The sequence below is a fragment of the Leptospira brenneri genome (assembly GCF_002812125.1).
Classification (GTDB): Bacteria; Spirochaetota; Leptospiria; order Leptospirales; family Leptospiraceae; genus Leptospira_A; species Leptospira_A brenneri.
Map to the genome: position 1 here is coordinate 85,225 of NZ_NPDQ01000003.1, position 15,870 is coordinate 101,094.

A 15,870-nucleotide genomic window follows, 5' to 3' on the forward strand; every position below is an offset into this window, starting at 1 on the left:
GGCAGGATTTAAATTTTTCGAAAGAATTTTTAGGACATAAAAGGGCTAACCAGCACCCATTTTGGCTTCATCCAGGATATAGTCTGCAATCCGAATGAGCCTTGTCGTGACCCCACCCAGTTTTTTGTATTGGTAGTAGTTTTCTCTCTGTTTGTCCAAATGGGGTTCCACCAGGGCCACTGTTTTAGAGGAAACTTTTAGGTTTTTGATCTCGTTTTCTGTGACCCCATAGAGATTGGCTTCGGAAACAAAACGGTTTAATTCCTTCACCAAACTTTCATCAGTAAGGTCTTGGATCTCAAAAACCTTTTCAATTTTCAAAATGAAATCGGTAAGAGTTTTTTTGATTTTCGATTCTTCTTCTGTGGGTTTTCGTTTGGAAGTTACTTGGTTCAGTGATTCATAACGTTCGAGAGCCGTCTCATAAAGTTGGCTCATTTTCGATTTTTGACCCAAAATAAAACTAATGAAACTAAGAAGTCCGACAAAGGTATCGGGGTAACGATTGATTCCCCCAATCTCGTCAAGTGCATTGGCAAATGCTTCTTCATTATGAGGTACTGTCATAATGAATTTTAATACCGGTTCCACTGAGGAACCAGAGGTGTATTTTTGTATGACTTCGATTCCTTCTAAGTAGTTCATTGTCTTTTATCAATCACAACAACCTTTCGGATTGTCGTTTGAAGGTTCCCCTTTTCAATGATTCGATCCAGTACATCATACCCAGAAACTAAAAATCCAAAAACAGTGTGGAGACCATCAAGATGTGGGGTGTCTACCTGGTTGATAAAAAATTGTGACCCGTTGGTGTTCGGGCCTGCATTGGCCATAGCAAGAGACCCGCGAAGGGCTTTTTTACTTGGAACCGTTTCGTTATAACGATATCCCACTCGATGTAAAACTTCCAGAACAGGAAGTTCCATCGCTTCTTGGTAAGCCTTTTCTACTTCCGTTCGTTTCTCTTCAAACTCCGCTCGGGATTGAATTTTAAACTCTGCTAAAACCGCACGTTGCAATTGGGATTGGTATTGAGGAGCATCTTTGATTTTGAGTTTGTCAAGACCCAAAGCCTTTCCATTGATTTCGTCTTCGATTTGAAATCCTGGCCCTCCGGTTCCGTCTCCTCTGGGACATCCCCCTTGTGCCATAAAGTTTTCAATTACCCTATGAAATTTAAGTCCATCGTAGAACGGTCGTCTTTCGGAATCTTTGTCGGTTTTGAAGTCTTTTTCCCCTTGGGCCAAATCAATAAAGTTTTGAACCGTTTTAGGTGCTGCCGTGTCGTATAGTTCCAAAACCAAATCACCAGCAGTGGTGGAAAATACAGCATAGATGGCAGGTTTTTCTGGTAACTTGACCGAAGTGGTATCTTGTCGTTTGACAATGACCTTAGACAAAGAATAAGAAACTGGTTCATAAGTGATTTTTTTGAAAGTTTGGTCACTACAAAATACAGTTTGAGAAAGAACCAAAAAGAGAAATGCGAAAACGGAGATTTTGTTTAGGAACTTAGAATTCATATTTATTTTTTACCTTTTGATTCTATCGATTTTAGCTTTTTGGTCAATTCGTTTACTTTGGCTTTTGCCCGTTTGATTTGTTCTTTTTGACGAGGAAGTGAAGTCCCTCCCATCACATCTTTTTTGTCACAAGAGGTTTCGAGAGAAATCGCCGCTTCATATCCAGGATCTGTGAGAACCGCATGGATTTGGCCCCTCTCTCCACTCGGAATGGTAAACAAATCATAACCTTTGGATGAGCAGTGTTTCACAAGCTCCCCCACAATTTCATGGGCGGAACGGAAAGGAATCCCCTTAGCACTGACAATCCAATCGGCAAGATCTGTGGCTGTAGAAAATCCAGAACGAAGGCTACGGATCGCATTTTCTGGAAATACTTGGATTCCCTGAACCATATCCCGCACCCCCTCGATGCTGAGTTTGATTTGTTTGACTGTATCAAATAACGGAAGTTTATCTTCTTGGAAATCTCGATTATACGATAAAGGTGTTCCTTTCAGCATCACTAGTAAATGGGTCAAACTACCAATCACGCGACCTGCTTTTCCTCGGATGAGTTCTGCCACGTCAGGATTTTTTTTCTGGGGCATAATAGAAGAACCCGTGGTTAAGTGATCGGGAAGTTTGAAATAACTAAATTCCTGAGAGGTATAAAGGATGATCTCCTCACAAAAACGAGAGACATGGATCATAAACTGAGAGGATGCAAAAAGGAATTTAAAGATATGGTCTCTTTGGCTTACCGCATCCATAGAATTTTCAGAAATCCGAGAGAGGGATAAATCTTTCCTTAGAAATTCTCTATCTGTGGCATAGTTGACTCCTGCGAGAGCACCAGAACCTAATACAAGTTCATCTGCTCTTTCATAGGCACTTAAAAAATCTTCAAAGTCACGAACGTTCGCCCAAAAATGAGATAAAAAATAATGAGAAGCACGAATGGGTTGGGCAATTTGTAAGTGTGTATATCCAGGAATGATGGTTTTTGTATGATCCTCAGCTTTTCCGATCCAAGCAGAAAGTAAATCAGCAAGTAAAACCAAAATGGACTGCACTTCCGTTTTGATATACAAACGAACGTCCTGCGAAACTTGATCATTACGACTCCTACCAGTATGGAGTTTTTTTCCTAAATCTCCAAGAAGCTCCGTTAGGCGAGATTCCACAGACATATGGATGTCTTCGTTCTCAATTTTGAATTCAAACTTTCCAGAATCGATTTCTTTTTTGATCTGCGAAAGCCCTGTTTCAATTTTTCTTTGTTCCGATTCAGAGAGAATTCCGATTCGTTTTAACATTCGCGAATGGGAAATCGAACCTTCAATATCATGAGCATAAAGTTCTTTATCAAAACTTATGGATTCTCCAATACGAATCATTAGCGAAGATGGTGGTGCATCAAACCTTCCACCCCATAATTTTTTTTCTTTCATTCTGATTCCTTATGATATGTATCTGTCCATACTTTCAAAATCTCTTTGTCCTTTTCTGATAACTGGGCACTAGGATGTAATAAAAGATAATCTTTAGGAGGCATCTCTCCTTCCTCAACCTGTTCCCAAACCTCGTAGATTTTTTTGTTTTGTTTTCTTTCCGCAAGTGATCCGAACTCAGAAAAATTCAATTCCTCTCGTCCTTCGTCCACATGATGGGAAATGAGCAAAGATGCCGGAAATATATAAGAGTAAGTCGGCCAAACCGTTTCGTTGGAATGACAATCATAACAGCTGCGTTTTAAGATTTCTTTAACTTCTTTACTAGTTTGGATTTCAGAAGTTGTTGGAGGGTTGGTTCTTGAAACTGGAAAAAACTGAAGGAGGAGAAAAATACCGAGTAGAATGAGAAAAATTCGTTTCACACAAGACAGGTTCTATCCCTTCTCCCGAAATCAAAGTATTATTTTTCTTGCCTTACATTAGAATCTGACGTTCCTTCTCCTTAGAGGTTTCCATTGGATTTTATTTTCGCAAACTCACCCTATGTCTGGATTTTTCTAGGAATCACATTATTATTTTCTGAGTTCCTACTTCCTGGAACTTTTGTAATGTTTCTAGGAATTGGAGCCATATTTACGGGGATTTTGACTCGTTTGGTAGAACTCCAATTTTACACCCAAGTGGTTGTTTGGGTGGTCTCTAGTCTTGTTTCCATTCTCGTTGGTGGATCCGCAGTGAAACGATTTTTTAAATCGGAATCTTCTGTAGATCCTTTTGTCCAAGATGATTTTCTAAACCAAATAGTTCCTGTGGAAACAGATATTTTAGTACAAAGACATGGTGGCAAAATTCGTTTTCAAGGAACTCTTTGGGATGCGATTTCTACCGATTCCAAAATACCAAAAGGAAATTACGTTCGTATTCTCTCTAGGGAAAATCTTACTTTTACAGTAGAGAAAGTAGAATCATAAACAAAGAATTTCGTTTTTTTTAAACACAAATAAAAAAACCCTTTTCTCTTTTTCCTCATCTTATAGGGTCAAACGTCTTAGAGGAGGAAATTATGGGTGCAACCGTCATTGTTGTATTTTTGGTCGTTGTTTATATCATTAAAAAAACAATCATCATCGTTCCAGAACAAAGTGTTTATGTAAAAGAAAGATTAGGTGTGCTAAATGGTGTTTTGAAATCGGGATTTTATTTTATGATTCCGTTTATTGATCAAATCCGTTATCGCCAAAATCTAAAAGAACAAACCATCGATATTGATCCACAAGTTTGTATCACAAAGGATAACGTATCCGTTGAAGTGGATGGGGTATTGTATCTAAAAGTTGTAGATGGAGAAAAAGCATCTTACGGAATCGATAACTTTATGTTAGCGACCACTCAACTGGCACAAACCACTCTTCGTTCCGAAATTGGAAAATTAATTTTTGATAATCTACTTTCTGAAAGAGATGAAATCAATGGTCGTGTGGTTTCCAATATTGACCGTGCGACTGATCCTTGGGGAATCAAAGTCACAAGATACGAAATTAGAAATATCACTCCGCCAAAACAAATCTTACTTGAGATGGAAAACCAGATGAAATCTGAAAGGGAAAGACGAGCAGAAATCACCATCTCTCAAGGAGAAAAGGATGCTCGGGTGAATCACTCTGTAGGAGAAAGACAAGAATCCATCAACATCTCCGAAGGGGAAAAAATTCGTTTGGTGAATGAGGCCGATGGACGTGCCCAAGAAATCACTCTCATTTCAAATGCCACCGCAAAAGGTTTACAACTCATCTCCGAAGCCATTAGCAAAAAAGGAGGAAAGGAAGCGGTGAGTTTACAGATCACTCAAGAGTATTTGGATGCCCTGGGTTCCATTTTAAAAACATCCAAAACCACAGTGGTTCCAGAAACTTTAGCGAACATTGGTGGAGTTTTTGAAGGACTTTCCAAAATCACAACGAAAATCCCACAGGTAGGAGAATAGAATGGAATTTGTATACTTAGCCTTTTGGTCGATCATTGCCATATATTTGATTTATAAAATCTTCCGCTGCATTCGGATCATTCCGGCGCAAGATGTTCTCATTGTAGAGCGACTTGGAAAATACTCTCGTAGTTTACGAGCAGGGTTTCATATCCTCATTCCTTTCATTGATCGCGATGCGTATTACCATACCCTCAAAGAACAATCAATTGATGTACAACCGCAGATTTGTATCACGCATGACAACGTACAGGTGAAAGTGGATGGTGTGATTTATTTAAAAATCATTGATCCAGTACGCGCCTCTTATGGAATCGAAGACTTTCAATTTGCTGCCATCCAACTCGCACAAACGACAATGCGTTCTGTGATTGGAACGATGGAATTAGATAAAACCATTGGGGAAAAAGATTTAATCAACTCTACCATTGTTGCGGCTATCGACCAAGCTTCCGAACCTTGGGGAATTAAAGTCAATCGTTATGAGATTCTCAATATTGTTCCACCAAAATCTGTCCTTGACGCTATGGAAAAAGAGAAGAAAGCACAGATCGCCAAACGTTCACAAGTTCTGCTTTCCGAAGGAGAAAGAGATTCCAGAATCAACCGCTCTCTTGGTTTTAAAGAAGAAGCAGTGAACAAATCAGAAGGGGAAAAACAAAGAAGGATCAACTCTGCCGAAGGAAAGGCAACAGAAATCGAAGCTCTGGCTGTAGCAACAGCGAAAGGGATCGAAGCCATTGCAAGTTCCATCTCCGACCAAGGAGGAGCCTCTGCGATCAAACTCCAAATCACAAAAGCCTTTATCCACAACTTCTTAAATGTTGCGAAAGAGAATACGGAAATTCTCATCCCTGCGGATGTAATGAATTTACCAAATCTCATTTCCAACTTAACCGAAGGAAAAAAACCAAAAGTATAAAAACGATTCGAATTCAATCCGGCGGGCCCTCCGCCGGATTTTCTGTAAACAATCGAAAACTTGGTTTCGCCATGGCTTGAGCCGCAAGGGAAACAAGGAGGGCTTCATTGTCATCGGGTCCAATGCGATTGGCATGGATCACCCCACAACCTTTACAGCGATGTAAAATCACCCATTCACCCTTACGAACCCAAATGGAAATGGCTTCCATTTTACTTCCACACGTAGCAGCCCGATCTCCAGGTGAATTGTCCAAATGCAAACTGGTTAGGCAATTGGGGCAATGGTTTCTCTGGTCAGTTCCAAAACCTGGAGGAAAGACCATTTGTTTGCATTCTACACAACGAAATTCATTTTCATCAGAACGAAAACGATGAGATTTTGTTTTGGGTTTTAGAGAAGAGATATCTTCGTCTTCATCGTCAAAACGTTTTTTCTTAGAGAACTTTTGAATTTTAGATAGTTCGGATTCACGTACCATATCCAGTTTTTGCGGCAAAACAAAAATGGGATACCAAAACAGTGGATGAGTGGGAATAGACCGCCTGTGCGAAGATAGCCGCCTCCTAATTGTATTTAGGCGGGGTATCCAAAACAAGTTCACCGTTTTGGCGGTCTACACAATGGCCAGGTTTAACATAGAATTATAGACTAAAAAAATAAAGATTTCCTGTCAAGGAGAATCAATATTTAACTTTTTGCAAAGGAAATAACAATTCTGTCCCAGAGGGTAATCGGGAATCATCCCCACTTCTTCATAACCGAGTTTTGTATAGAACTTAGGGGCTTGGAACCCAAAAGAATAACCAAAAACAAGAGTGGCTCCAAGTCCTAGTGCTTCTTCTTCAATTTGTTTTAGTAACTTGGTTCCGAGATCTAGTCCCCGTTTTTCTTCTGCAACCCAGAGAAGCTGGAGGTTCAAACCTTTAAAGAATAAATAACAAAGGGATGCAGCAACAAGAGTTTCCCCCTCTTTCACAAGAATGGCGAAAAATTCTTTTTTCTCGAAACTCGGATCCCCTAATTTCGAAACACTGAATTCATGAAGTAGGTTCCAAAGATTTTCCTGCAAAGCTTCTGAAGGATTTTTGATTCTTTCGATGGTATAGGGAGATTCAAATAACATTGGATCAAAATTAGATTTGAATCAAAATCTATAAGAAGGCGGGGCCACCAAGTCTTTCCATTGGATCGACGATTTGAGTGATTTGGACACCGTAGTAGTCATCTAAAATAATGAGTTTTCCCCGACCGACCAGTTTCCCATTCGCAAGGATATCAAGCTCTTCCCCAATATTTTTATCTAATTCGACCACAGTCCCTTCTGTTAGCTGGAGGACATCTTTGATGAACATAGTAGTTCGTCCCAGTTCGATTGTGAGTTGGAGGGTAACATCTAAAAGTAAATTGAGGTTGGCTGTATTACTTCCTGGGCTCGCTTGAGACTTAGATGCAGACCTTGCGGGACTGGGAGTGGCACTCGGACCAAGGGCTGCAGCAATATCAGCAAAAGAAGGGCCATTGTCATCCCCACCGCCACCAACGAGGGCATCTAAATCATCAAGACCACCGCCGCCTCCAGAACCACCAGCTGCAGGAGTGCTCCCTCCTCCACTAAAACCGCCGAGTAGAGCATCTATGTCTTCTTGTGATAGTGAACCTTCACCCATATCTTTGCAACCTCTCCATTGTATTCGTCGGTGGAAATCAAAATCCTTCCTTGAAAAAAAAGGGAAAGTTCCGTATTTTGTTCCTTATGTCCAATTCTGCGACCCATCCGGATTATTTCAAAGCGAAGGAACTATTTGCCTCTGAACTAAAAAATGCCAATTATCAATTTGTCCAAGAAAAGGAAGAGACCCTCTTTCGATTTCGTTCGGAAAATGCAGGGAAAGACCGAATTCTGGATTGTTTGGGAATTGTTAGAAATTATATAGAAAACTTTCGGATTTATAATTTTGAAGAAGGATATATTAGCATCCAAGCCTTAAACGAAAATTTATTTGAACCACAAAAGAATCTATCAGGTAAGTTTCGGATTCGATTTTCTTTCAAATCAGATTTAAAAGTAGAGTGTTCTAAACATGGTGATTTTTCCACCAAAGAAATCCAAACGATTTTAAGTCTGTTTCAATTTTTAAAGGCAGAAGGTACCGAATCAAGGGATCCAAGAATCCTCCTCCACCAACTCGGAGCAGAAGTTTATGAGCCGCATTTAGAAAAAGCAAAAGGTAACGACCTAGGTTTTGATTCTGTTTTTGGGTATGATAGGGTGAAAGCTCAGATCTTAGAAAGTTTGGTTTTTCCTATTTTGAAACCAGAACCTTTTTATGAAATTACCAAACTCACTCGTAAAAAACCAAGCCCCAATCTTCCCCGCGCCGTTCTCTTTGAAGGGGAACCAGGAGTGGGAAAAACCAGTATGGCCAAAATTGTCTCCCATCTCTGTGGGATTCCCATGGTTTACGTACCCATTGAATCCATCTTAAGTAAGTATTACGGAGAATCCTCCCAAAACCTAGCGATGGTCTTTGATGCTGCTGCCCTTTTCCCTAGGTGTATGCTCTTTTTGGATGAAATCGATTCCCTAGCCACATCTCGAGAGGATGGACTTTTTGAAGCTACAAGGAACCTACTCAGTGTTCTCCTTCGCAAACTAGATGGGTTTGCGGAACGAAGCGGAACCATTACCATCGGTGCCACCAATCGAAAAAGGGATTTGGACTCAGCACTTCTCTCCCGGTTTGACCGAAAGATCTACTTTCCTTTGCCAAATACGAACGAACGTTCCAAAATTTTAGAGGGTTATGCAAAACACCTCCCCTCCAAAGACCGAGAGAAGCTGGCCGAAGTCTTGGAAGGTGCCTCGGGAAGGAATTTAAAAGACTATTGTGACTATGTCGAGAGGCGATGGATCACCCAAAACTGGGAAAAAGAGGACTTTTTGTCCGCTCCCGAGATTTCATTTTATTTGGATTCCTTTCCAGATTTTGGATGGAAACGCTAAAAAGTAATCGATTCGGCTTCAATCTTCTAGGAGATTTACCGATAATTTTTACAGGATAGTTGTTTACGACCATTGGTCGTTCTTTGGTATCCTCAAATTAACCTTTTAGGAAGATTCGGACATGAAAATAAAATTAATTCTCCCCATCCTTTTACTCAATTTTGGGGTTTTCGCTCAAACTGGTAGCTCGGAAACAGGTTCCACTTCTGCTGGAATTGATCCTACTCAATCCGGTAAATCCATTACTGAGACAGAAAAAGAACTAGATGATAATATTTCTGAAGTGAATAAACGCCTCCGTTTACACACAGTTTTATTTAAAATGAAAGTGAGAACTCTTCCTCACCGCACTGTCCTTTACAAAGGAAAACCAAGTGCTGATGGCGAAAGATGTGAAGTCGCTGACAAACAAGAAGCACAAGATAACACTTGTTTGCATTTAGAAGTTTTTGACTTTGTGGGAAGTGAAGATGGAAAGTCTTCAAAAAACCTTGGTGCGAAATTCAAAAAAATGGAACTTTTTTATGAAGGTACCAATAACGCAGATCCAGATCCAAGAAAAGAACAACCACGTAACCTTACAAAAGTAAGAACTTACATTTACCAAAACAATTTTGTTTTAGAAGACAAAATCATTTCCGTGATTGCTGACGTTGCACCAAACGGAACTCCAGCGCATGACGATAAACTGGAACTCTTCTACCAACATGATGACTATCCTGTTTGGGGAACTCCAGAAACTCCTTCTGAAAAAGGTGTTGGTAAATACATTCTTGCGAACGTAGAAAATACAAAAACAAACCCAATTCGAAACAATTTCAAAAAACAATTCTACTTCAAAAACTTGGATTACTTCGACAAACTGTTTACAAAACTTTTCGATTATAACGATCGAGATTCCAATAAACACTATAAGAAAAACGTAGAAGCATTGAAGAGTTCTTTAAAGTACTAAGAACAACAGGTTCTTAATTGAATCTCGTTAAACAATGTCCGAATTGTTCCACGATGTTACGGTTCCCTGCCACACAGGGAACCATTTTGGTTCAATGTCCCGTTTGTTCTCACCGTTTTACCTTTATTCCTGAACAAGAATCTTCGGAAGATTTTAGAAACACATCAGAACCAATTCCTTCTTTTCAATTCCAACCATCATTTCAAAGTTATAAGGAACTATTCCTAGATTTACTTTATGCTCCCATTGATTACTTAAAATCAAAACAAGGGCCAAAAAAACGAGAAATTCGTTGGATTCCTATCTTACTGTTTACAATTCTTATGTTGTATTTTTGGAAATGGTCCTCTGTACCAGAGTCCCCTAATTCCGATTCAACGAAGGAAGAACAAATCCAAAATCGAATTCAGGAAGAACCAGATATAGAATCAAGCCCAGTTACCCCAGAAGAAGATTCTTTACCAAATCCAAAACCCAGTTACGAGATCTAAAGTTTGAATTGGATTCTTGTTTATGAAAAGGAACTAAATTCAAACCATTTAGTCCAACTAACAGGAGAAAGACATCTCCATATCCAAACGATTCTGAAAAAAAACTTAAATGAATCCGTACAAGTTGTCATTCCTAGTTCCGGTAATTATCTTTTTCAAGTTCATTCCGTTTCTGAAAACTCCACTACATTAGAAAAAAAAGAAACTCTTCCCGATGTTTTAAAACCATTGGATGTTGAATTTTTTTTTTCACTTCCAAGACCACAGACGGGAAAAAAACTTTTACATTTAAGTGGGGGCTACGGAGTACATTCTGTTTATTTTTTCGGGACGGATTCTAAAAATAAAGAATATTGGACCTCTCCCGTTTATGGGAAAGATCTGAATTCCTATCTTGAAACAGGTATGAGCCAAACAGGAAATAGTCAGTTCCCCAATGTCCACGCAGAAAAAAATGCGTCCTGGAGATCATTTTTAAAATCATGGAAGGGAAAGGTTGTGGTTTTAGACCGAGAGGGAGAAACCCTTTCAAAGGATTTTTTAAATTTAAAAGAAACTGAAGAAAAATTCTTATTTGTCTTTGGACCAGAATCTGGTTGGAAACCGGATGAGATTTTATTTTTTAAAGAATCTGGTTTTAAGATCTTGAGTCTTGGAAAGATCAACCTTAGGACAGAATTTGCCTATTCTGCATTTTTACACCAATTGTTTTTGATTAAAAACTAATCCCACCAGAAACTAAAAATCGAACTTCATCAATACTAACAAAAGACTTTTCGCTGCTATCTAAATAATACTTTCGATAGTTTTGTAATCGTAAAACGATTGGGCCAAAAGATTTCGAGATTTCTGCAGCGGCCTGTGTGTTGTTGTCTAACTCAAAAGCTTTTCCTTGTGATTCATATCCTTTCTTTGTATAATAGAAAGACATCAAAAAAGATGAACCGAGTGGAATATAAGCGGCAGCGAATACACGTTTGTTTCCTTTGAGACCGTAGTCTTCAACGGCAAATTCAAAACCCAAATGATAAAAATTGACGTAAATTGTATGGTAATAGCCGGTTACTTTGGCATTGGATTGGTTTTCTAAATAATCATATTTAGGACGAAGAGGAGCGGAAACTGGAAATTTTTGAAATCGTTCCACTTCGTAAAAACTATCAAAATACATCGGAGCATAATTTGCCGTCATCTGACGAAATTCAGGTTTTAGGATGATATTTAAATCCTTGGTTCCCAAACGAAAGATACTGCCATAATGTGTCCCTTGTGCTCCATCTAGACCTTTGATTTTATTAAAGTCTAAATATGGAGTGAATTCAACAAACGGTAGGTTCAGAAGTCTGTATTCAATGTCCATTCCTTCTACAGAAGCACGGGTGACCTGGGTGGTTTTGGGATTGTCTAAATTCTTTTCTGTAACAGGAGAACCATTGGTATTATAAGACATTTGTACGGGAGCGGCTCTATCCCAAGCCCTTGTGTAACCAATCGTCAAACGGTTGTACCATGGGTCATTATCCACAAGTTCCATTCGAGAATCTTTGTTAATGGGTCTAAGTTCTTTTTTTCTGGCTTCTTCCGCTTTTTTGTTTTTGGCTTCTTCAGAACCAGCTTCTTCTTCTACACTGATCCGGCCCGATTCGTCGAGAACATTCCCTCTTACGTTCATAAGATAAACCACATCGGAAGACTTATCAAATAAAGAAAAAAGAGATTTTCCTATGGCAAGTGGTTTGATATAAACTCTTGCTGCATTCACTTCAAAATTAACAACCGAATTAGCAAAATACTGAACTCCCACATAGTCAGTATTTAAATCAGCCATCACACCTGGGTTATAAGAATCAAACCGAGAGGAACTTTGGTATTTGTTGACGATGGTTCCGTGGCCAACATAACCATCCACCATCTTACCTGTATAAGCCGAATAAGTAACCTTCCCTGGGACTTGTTGGTTGTAGGTTCCGTAAGAAATATAATTCAAAACACGAGCATAGTCATTTTTGCTATTATAATCCATCTCTCGGATTTTTCCTGCTTTGCTATCTAACTGAAGAGGTTCCTTATCCACGGCGAGGGCATTGATCGGGAGAGAAAAAGAATAACCGAAATTACTTCCGTGGTTGTAGGTGAAATTGGGAGAAATATACCCATAGTAGTCTTTTTGAAAACTGGATCCACCAGCATCAAATTGTAAAGCAGAGGCTCGTCTTGATTCAGTGCCCGTGGGAACCCAGACCTGCGCTTCCAGAGCAAAGGTAAGTAAAAAAAATAGCAGTACAATGCCTTTGGTCTGAAGGAACTTCATCACGATACGATCATTATCGTAAGGTTTTGGGTTGAAAATAAGAAATAATCTATTTAGACCCATTCCAATAAAACGAACCGATATTCTGTTTTATTGGAATTTTCGTTGACAAATAAGAGAAGCAAGATGAAGATGACAAGACCATCGGGGGAATCTATGCCACGTAATTTTAAACCAGAAACCATCGCACTCCACGGAGGACAAGAACCAGATCCGACAACTACGTCGCGAGCTGTGCCTTTGTACCAAACCACATCTTATGTATTTAAAGATACGGACCATGCGGCACGACTTTTCGGCCTACAGGAGTTCGGAAATATTTATACAAGGCTCATGAACCCAACAACGGACGTTTTAGAAAAACGTGTGGCTGCTTTGGAAGGCGGAGTGGCAGCTCTTGCGACTGCTTCAGGACAAAGTGCAGAAACACTTGCACTTCTCAATATCGTTGAGGCAGGACAGGAAATTGTTGCTTCTTCTTCTCTTTATGGTGGAACTTACAACCTTCTCCATTATACATTTCCAAAATTAGGAATCAAAGTCCACTTTGTTGACCAATCAGATCCTGAAAACTTTCGTAAAGCATCCAATGACAAAACGAGAGCATTTTACGCAGAAACCTTAGGAAATCCAAAACTAGATACACTTGATATCGCGGCAGTCAGTAAGGTTGCAAAAGAAGTCGGTGTTCCTCTTGTGATTGATAACACTATGCCTTCTCCCTATTTAGTGAACCCAATCAAACACGGAGCAGACATCGTTGTCCACTCTCTCACTAAATTTTTAGGCGGTCATGGAACTTCTATTGGTGGGATCATCATTGATGCTGGTTCCTTCAATTGGGGGAATGGAAAATTTAAAAACTTCACGGAACCAGATCCATCTTACCACGGACTCAAATTTTGGGATGTATTTGGAAAGTTTGAACCATTTGGCGGAGTGAATATTGCTTTTATTTTAAAAGCACGAGTGCAAGGCCTTCGTGATTTAGGACCAGCGATTTCTCCTTTCAATGCTTGGCAAATCTTACAAGGTGTGGAAACACTCCCTCTTCGTATGGAACGTCATTCTAGCAATGCCCTAAAAGTTGCTGAGTTTCTACAAAAACATCCTAAGATTGAATGGGTGAACTATCCAGGTCTTTCTACCGACAAAAATCATACAATTGCAAAGAAATACCATGAACGCGGACTTTATGGTGCGATCGTAGGATTCGAAATCAAAGGTGGAGTCGAAAAGGCAAAAAAATTCATCGATGGACTAGAGCTCTTTAGCCTTCTTGCTAACATCGGTGATGCGAAATCTCTCGCCATCCACCCAGCTTCCACAACTCACCAACAGTTGACAGGAGCCGAACAAATTTCAGCGGGAGTGACCCCTGGATTTGTGCGTTTGAGCGTAGGACTAGAAAACATTGATGACATTCTGGTAGACTTGGAAGAGGCATTAAAAAACATCTGATTAAGACTATGCCTACCTCCGAACAGAACGAGTTTTCCCACGGATCCGTAGGCGTAGTATATACTCAAGTTATTCAATTTGACTCTTTGACTTTAGAGGGGGGTGAGACAATCACTCCTCTTGAAATCGCCTACGAAACCTACGGCACACTGAACGAAAAAAAAGACAATGCCATCCTTGTTTGTCATGCACTTTCTGGAGATGCTCATGCCGCCGGATTCCATGAAGGAGACAAACGTCCAGGTTACTGGGATTATTATATCGGGCCAGGGAAGGCATTTGATACGAATCGTTACTTTATCATCTCTTCCAATGTAATTGGTGGTTGTAAAGGTTCTAGTGGGCCACTTACCATCAATGGGAAAAATGGAAAACCTTTCCAATCAACCTTCCCCTTTGTCTCTATTGGAGATATGGTGAATGCCCAAGAAAAACTAATCAGCCATTTTGGAATTCATAAACTTTTTGCCGTTGCAGGTGGATCGATGGGAGGAATGCAAGCCTTACAATGGTCAGTTGCTTACCCTGACCGACTCAAAAACTGTATTGTAATGGCATCCTCTTCCGAACACTCTGCACAACAGATTGCCTTTAATGAAGTGGGAAGACAAGCCATCCTATCTGACCCCAATTGGAACCAAGGCCTCTATACTCAAGACAATCGACCTTCTAAAGGACTGGCTCTTGCCCGGATGATGGGTCACATCACTTATTTAAGTGATGAAATGATGAGAGAAAAATTTGGAAGAAAACCTCCTAAGGGAAACATTCAATCAACAGACTTTGCTGTGGGAAGTTATCTCATCTACCAAGGGGAATCCTTTGTAGACCGATTTGATGCAAACTCTTATATTTACGTTACCAAAGCTCTGGATCATTTTAGTTTAGGTACAGGAAAAGAACTTACCAAAGTATTATCAAAAGTTAGGTGTCGTTTTCTAGTGGTTGCTTATACTTCAGACTGGCTTTATCCTCCTTACCAATCGGAAGAAATTGTAAAGTCACTCGAAGTCAACGCAGTTCCTGTTAGTTTTGTAGAGCTGAATAACCCAGCAGGGCATGATAGCTTTTTATTACCAAGCGAACAACAGGATTCGATTTTACGAGATTTTTTGAGTTCAACAGACGAAGGAGTTTTCCTTTGAATATCCATACGAACGAAGCTCTTGGTTTAGATTTAAAAAATAGACCTGATATTTCTTACATTGCCAATTTGGTCAAACCAGGTGAACGAGTTTTGGATCTTGGTTGCGGGTATGGTGAACTCATGTTAATCCTAAAAAACAAAGGGGTTCGTGTCCAAGGGATTGAGAAGGATGATAAATGTATCATCCAATGTGTAAAAAAAAGTTTATATGTCCACCATGGTGATATTGACGATGGACTGAAACACCATCTAGACCATAGTTTTGATTTTGTAATCCTAAACCAAACCATCCAACAGACGTTAAATCCGGGTGAAATCATAAAAGAGTGTCTCCGTATCGGAAAACAAGTCATTATCGTATTCCCCAATTTCTCCCATTGGCAAATCCGTTCCTCCATCCTTCTTAGCGGAAAAACTCCAGTGACTGACCTTATGCCTTTTCATTGGTATGACACGCCGAACTTACACTATTTATCAGGGAAGGATTTTGAAGATTTTTGTGATTTCGAAAGGATCAAGGTTCTACACCGTGCTTTTTTTAACAGAACAAGACAAATCAAACTATTTCCAAACTTATTTGCCACTTTGGCTTTATTTGTGATTCGTGCTTAAGAAAAAATAACTCTCTTTTAT

General features: G+C 39.7%; 18 protein-coding genes. 10 read left to right on the top strand and 8 right to left on the bottom strand.

Annotated features, from left to right (window positions below):
- Positions 1 to 45: 45 nt before the first annotated feature.
- From CH361_RS07045 to CH361_RS07060, 4 genes are read right to left on the bottom strand one after another with little or no spacing between them, the layout of a single operon-like run.
- A complete protein-coding gene (locus tag CH361_RS07045; protein ID WP_100790135.1) occupies positions 46 to 645 on the bottom strand; it encodes a hypothetical protein in 600 nt (199 codons plus the stop codon).
- On the bottom strand, positions 642 to 1,523 hold the full coding sequence (locus CH361_RS07050) for a peptidylprolyl isomerase (RefSeq protein ID WP_100790136.1): 882 nt from the start codon (positions 1,521 to 1,523) through the stop codon (positions 642 to 644). Before CH361_RS07050 ends, CH361_RS07045 begins: the two co-directional genes overlap by 4 nt.
- A 2-nt stretch (positions 1,524 to 1,525) precedes the next feature.
- On the bottom strand, positions 1,526 to 2,956 hold the full coding sequence (gene argH, locus CH361_RS07055) for an argininosuccinate lyase (RefSeq protein WP_100790137.1): 1,431 nt from the start codon (positions 2,954 to 2,956) through the stop codon (positions 1,526 to 1,528).
- Positions 2,953 to 3,381 (bottom strand): heme-binding domain-containing protein, encoded by a 429-nt coding sequence (locus CH361_RS07060; protein WP_100790138.1) that lies wholly within the window; start codon positions 3,379 to 3,381, stop codon positions 2,953 to 2,955. Before CH361_RS07060 ends, argH begins: the two co-directional genes overlap by 4 nt.
- A 93-nt stretch (positions 3,382 to 3,474) precedes the next feature.
- Between CH361_RS07060 and CH361_RS07065 the strand changes: the two genes are divergently transcribed.
- From CH361_RS07065 to CH361_RS07075, 3 genes are all read left to right on the top strand, one after another.
- On the top strand, positions 3,475 to 3,930 hold the full coding sequence (locus CH361_RS07065; protein WP_100790139.1) for an NfeD family protein: 456 nt from the start codon (positions 3,475 to 3,477) through the stop codon (positions 3,928 to 3,930).
- 92 nt (positions 3,931 to 4,022) lie between these two features.
- The gene (locus CH361_RS07070; RefSeq protein WP_100790140.1) at positions 4,023 to 4,943 is read left to right on the top strand and encodes an SPFH domain-containing protein; all 921 of its coding nucleotides are present in this window, start codon (positions 4,023 to 4,025) and stop codon (positions 4,941 to 4,943) included.
- Between the two features lies 1 nt (position 4,944).
- Positions 4,945 to 5,865, top strand: coding sequence for an SPFH domain-containing protein (locus CH361_RS07075; RefSeq protein WP_100790141.1), 921 nt, complete (start codon positions 4,945 to 4,947; stop codon positions 5,863 to 5,865).
- 13 nt (positions 5,866 to 5,878) lie between these two features.
- Here CH361_RS07075 and CH361_RS07080 read toward each other — a convergent pair whose 3' ends face one another.
- From CH361_RS07080 to fliN, 3 genes are all read right to left on the bottom strand, one after another.
- Positions 5,879 to 6,346: an RNHCP domain-containing protein gene (locus CH361_RS07080; protein WP_100790142.1), complete on the bottom strand. Its 468-nt coding sequence runs from the start codon at positions 6,344 to 6,346 to the stop codon at positions 5,879 to 5,881.
- Between the two features lie 192 nt (positions 6,347 to 6,538).
- A complete protein-coding gene (locus CH361_RS07085; protein WP_100790143.1) occupies positions 6,539 to 6,991 on the bottom strand; it encodes a GNAT family N-acetyltransferase in 453 nt (150 codons plus the stop codon).
- Between the two features lie 28 nt (positions 6,992 to 7,019).
- The gene (gene fliN, locus CH361_RS07090; protein ID WP_100790144.1) at positions 7,020 to 7,535 is read right to left on the bottom strand and encodes a flagellar motor switch protein FliN; all 516 of its coding nucleotides are present in this window, start codon (positions 7,533 to 7,535) and stop codon (positions 7,020 to 7,022) included.
- Between the two features lie 86 nt (positions 7,536 to 7,621).
- Between fliN and CH361_RS07095 the strand changes: the two genes are divergently transcribed.
- From CH361_RS07095 to CH361_RS07110, 4 genes are all read left to right on the top strand, one after another.
- A complete protein-coding gene (locus CH361_RS07095) occupies positions 7,622 to 8,872 on the top strand; it encodes an AAA family ATPase (RefSeq protein ID WP_208861405.1) in 1,251 nt (416 codons plus the stop codon).
- Between the two features lie 121 nt (positions 8,873 to 8,993).
- Positions 8,994 to 9,827 carry a flagellar-coiling protein FcpB gene (gene fcpB / locus CH361_RS07100; protein ID WP_100790145.1) on the top strand — a complete coding sequence of 278 codons (834 nt, stop codon included), beginning with the start codon at positions 8,994 to 8,996 and terminating at the stop codon, positions 9,825 to 9,827.
- Positions 9,828 to 9,880: 53 nt separating this feature from the next.
- A complete protein-coding gene (locus CH361_RS07105; RefSeq protein WP_100790146.1) occupies positions 9,881 to 10,318 on the top strand; it encodes a hypothetical protein in 438 nt (145 codons plus the stop codon).
- A gap of 3 nt (positions 10,319 to 10,321) precedes the next feature.
- The gene (locus CH361_RS07110; protein ID WP_100790147.1) at positions 10,322 to 11,044 is read left to right on the top strand and encodes an RsmE family RNA methyltransferase; all 723 of its coding nucleotides are present in this window, start codon (positions 10,322 to 10,324) and stop codon (positions 11,042 to 11,044) included.
- Here CH361_RS07110 and CH361_RS07115 read toward each other — a convergent pair.
- The gene (locus CH361_RS07115) at positions 11,034 to 12,629 is read right to left on the bottom strand and encodes a hypothetical protein (protein WP_100790502.1); all 1,596 of its coding nucleotides are present in this window, start codon (positions 12,627 to 12,629) and stop codon (positions 11,034 to 11,036) included. The two genes, CH361_RS07110 and CH361_RS07115, sit on opposite strands and share 11 nt — an antisense overlap.
- A gap of 156 nt (positions 12,630 to 12,785) precedes the next feature.
- Here CH361_RS07115 and CH361_RS07120 point away from each other — a divergent pair, with 156 nt between their 5' ends.
- Genes CH361_RS07120 through metW form a run of 3 tightly spaced genes read left to right on the top strand, consistent with a single transcriptional unit; the run spans position 12,786 to position 15,849 of the window.
- A complete protein-coding gene (locus tag CH361_RS07120; protein ID WP_100790148.1) occupies positions 12,786 to 14,090 on the top strand; it encodes an O-acetylhomoserine aminocarboxypropyltransferase/cysteine synthase family protein in 1,305 nt (434 codons plus the stop codon).
- 8 nt (positions 14,091 to 14,098) lie between these two features.
- Positions 14,099 to 15,235, top strand: coding sequence for a homoserine O-acetyltransferase MetX (gene metX / locus CH361_RS07125; RefSeq protein ID WP_100790149.1), 1,137 nt, complete (start codon positions 14,099 to 14,101; stop codon positions 15,233 to 15,235).
- Positions 15,232 to 15,849 (top strand): methionine biosynthesis protein MetW, encoded by a 618-nt coding sequence (metW, locus tag CH361_RS07130; RefSeq protein WP_100790150.1) that lies wholly within the window; start codon positions 15,232 to 15,234, stop codon positions 15,847 to 15,849. The genes metX and metW overlap by 4 nt, the downstream gene beginning before the upstream one ends.
- Positions 15,850 to 15,870 lie beyond the last annotated feature (21 nt).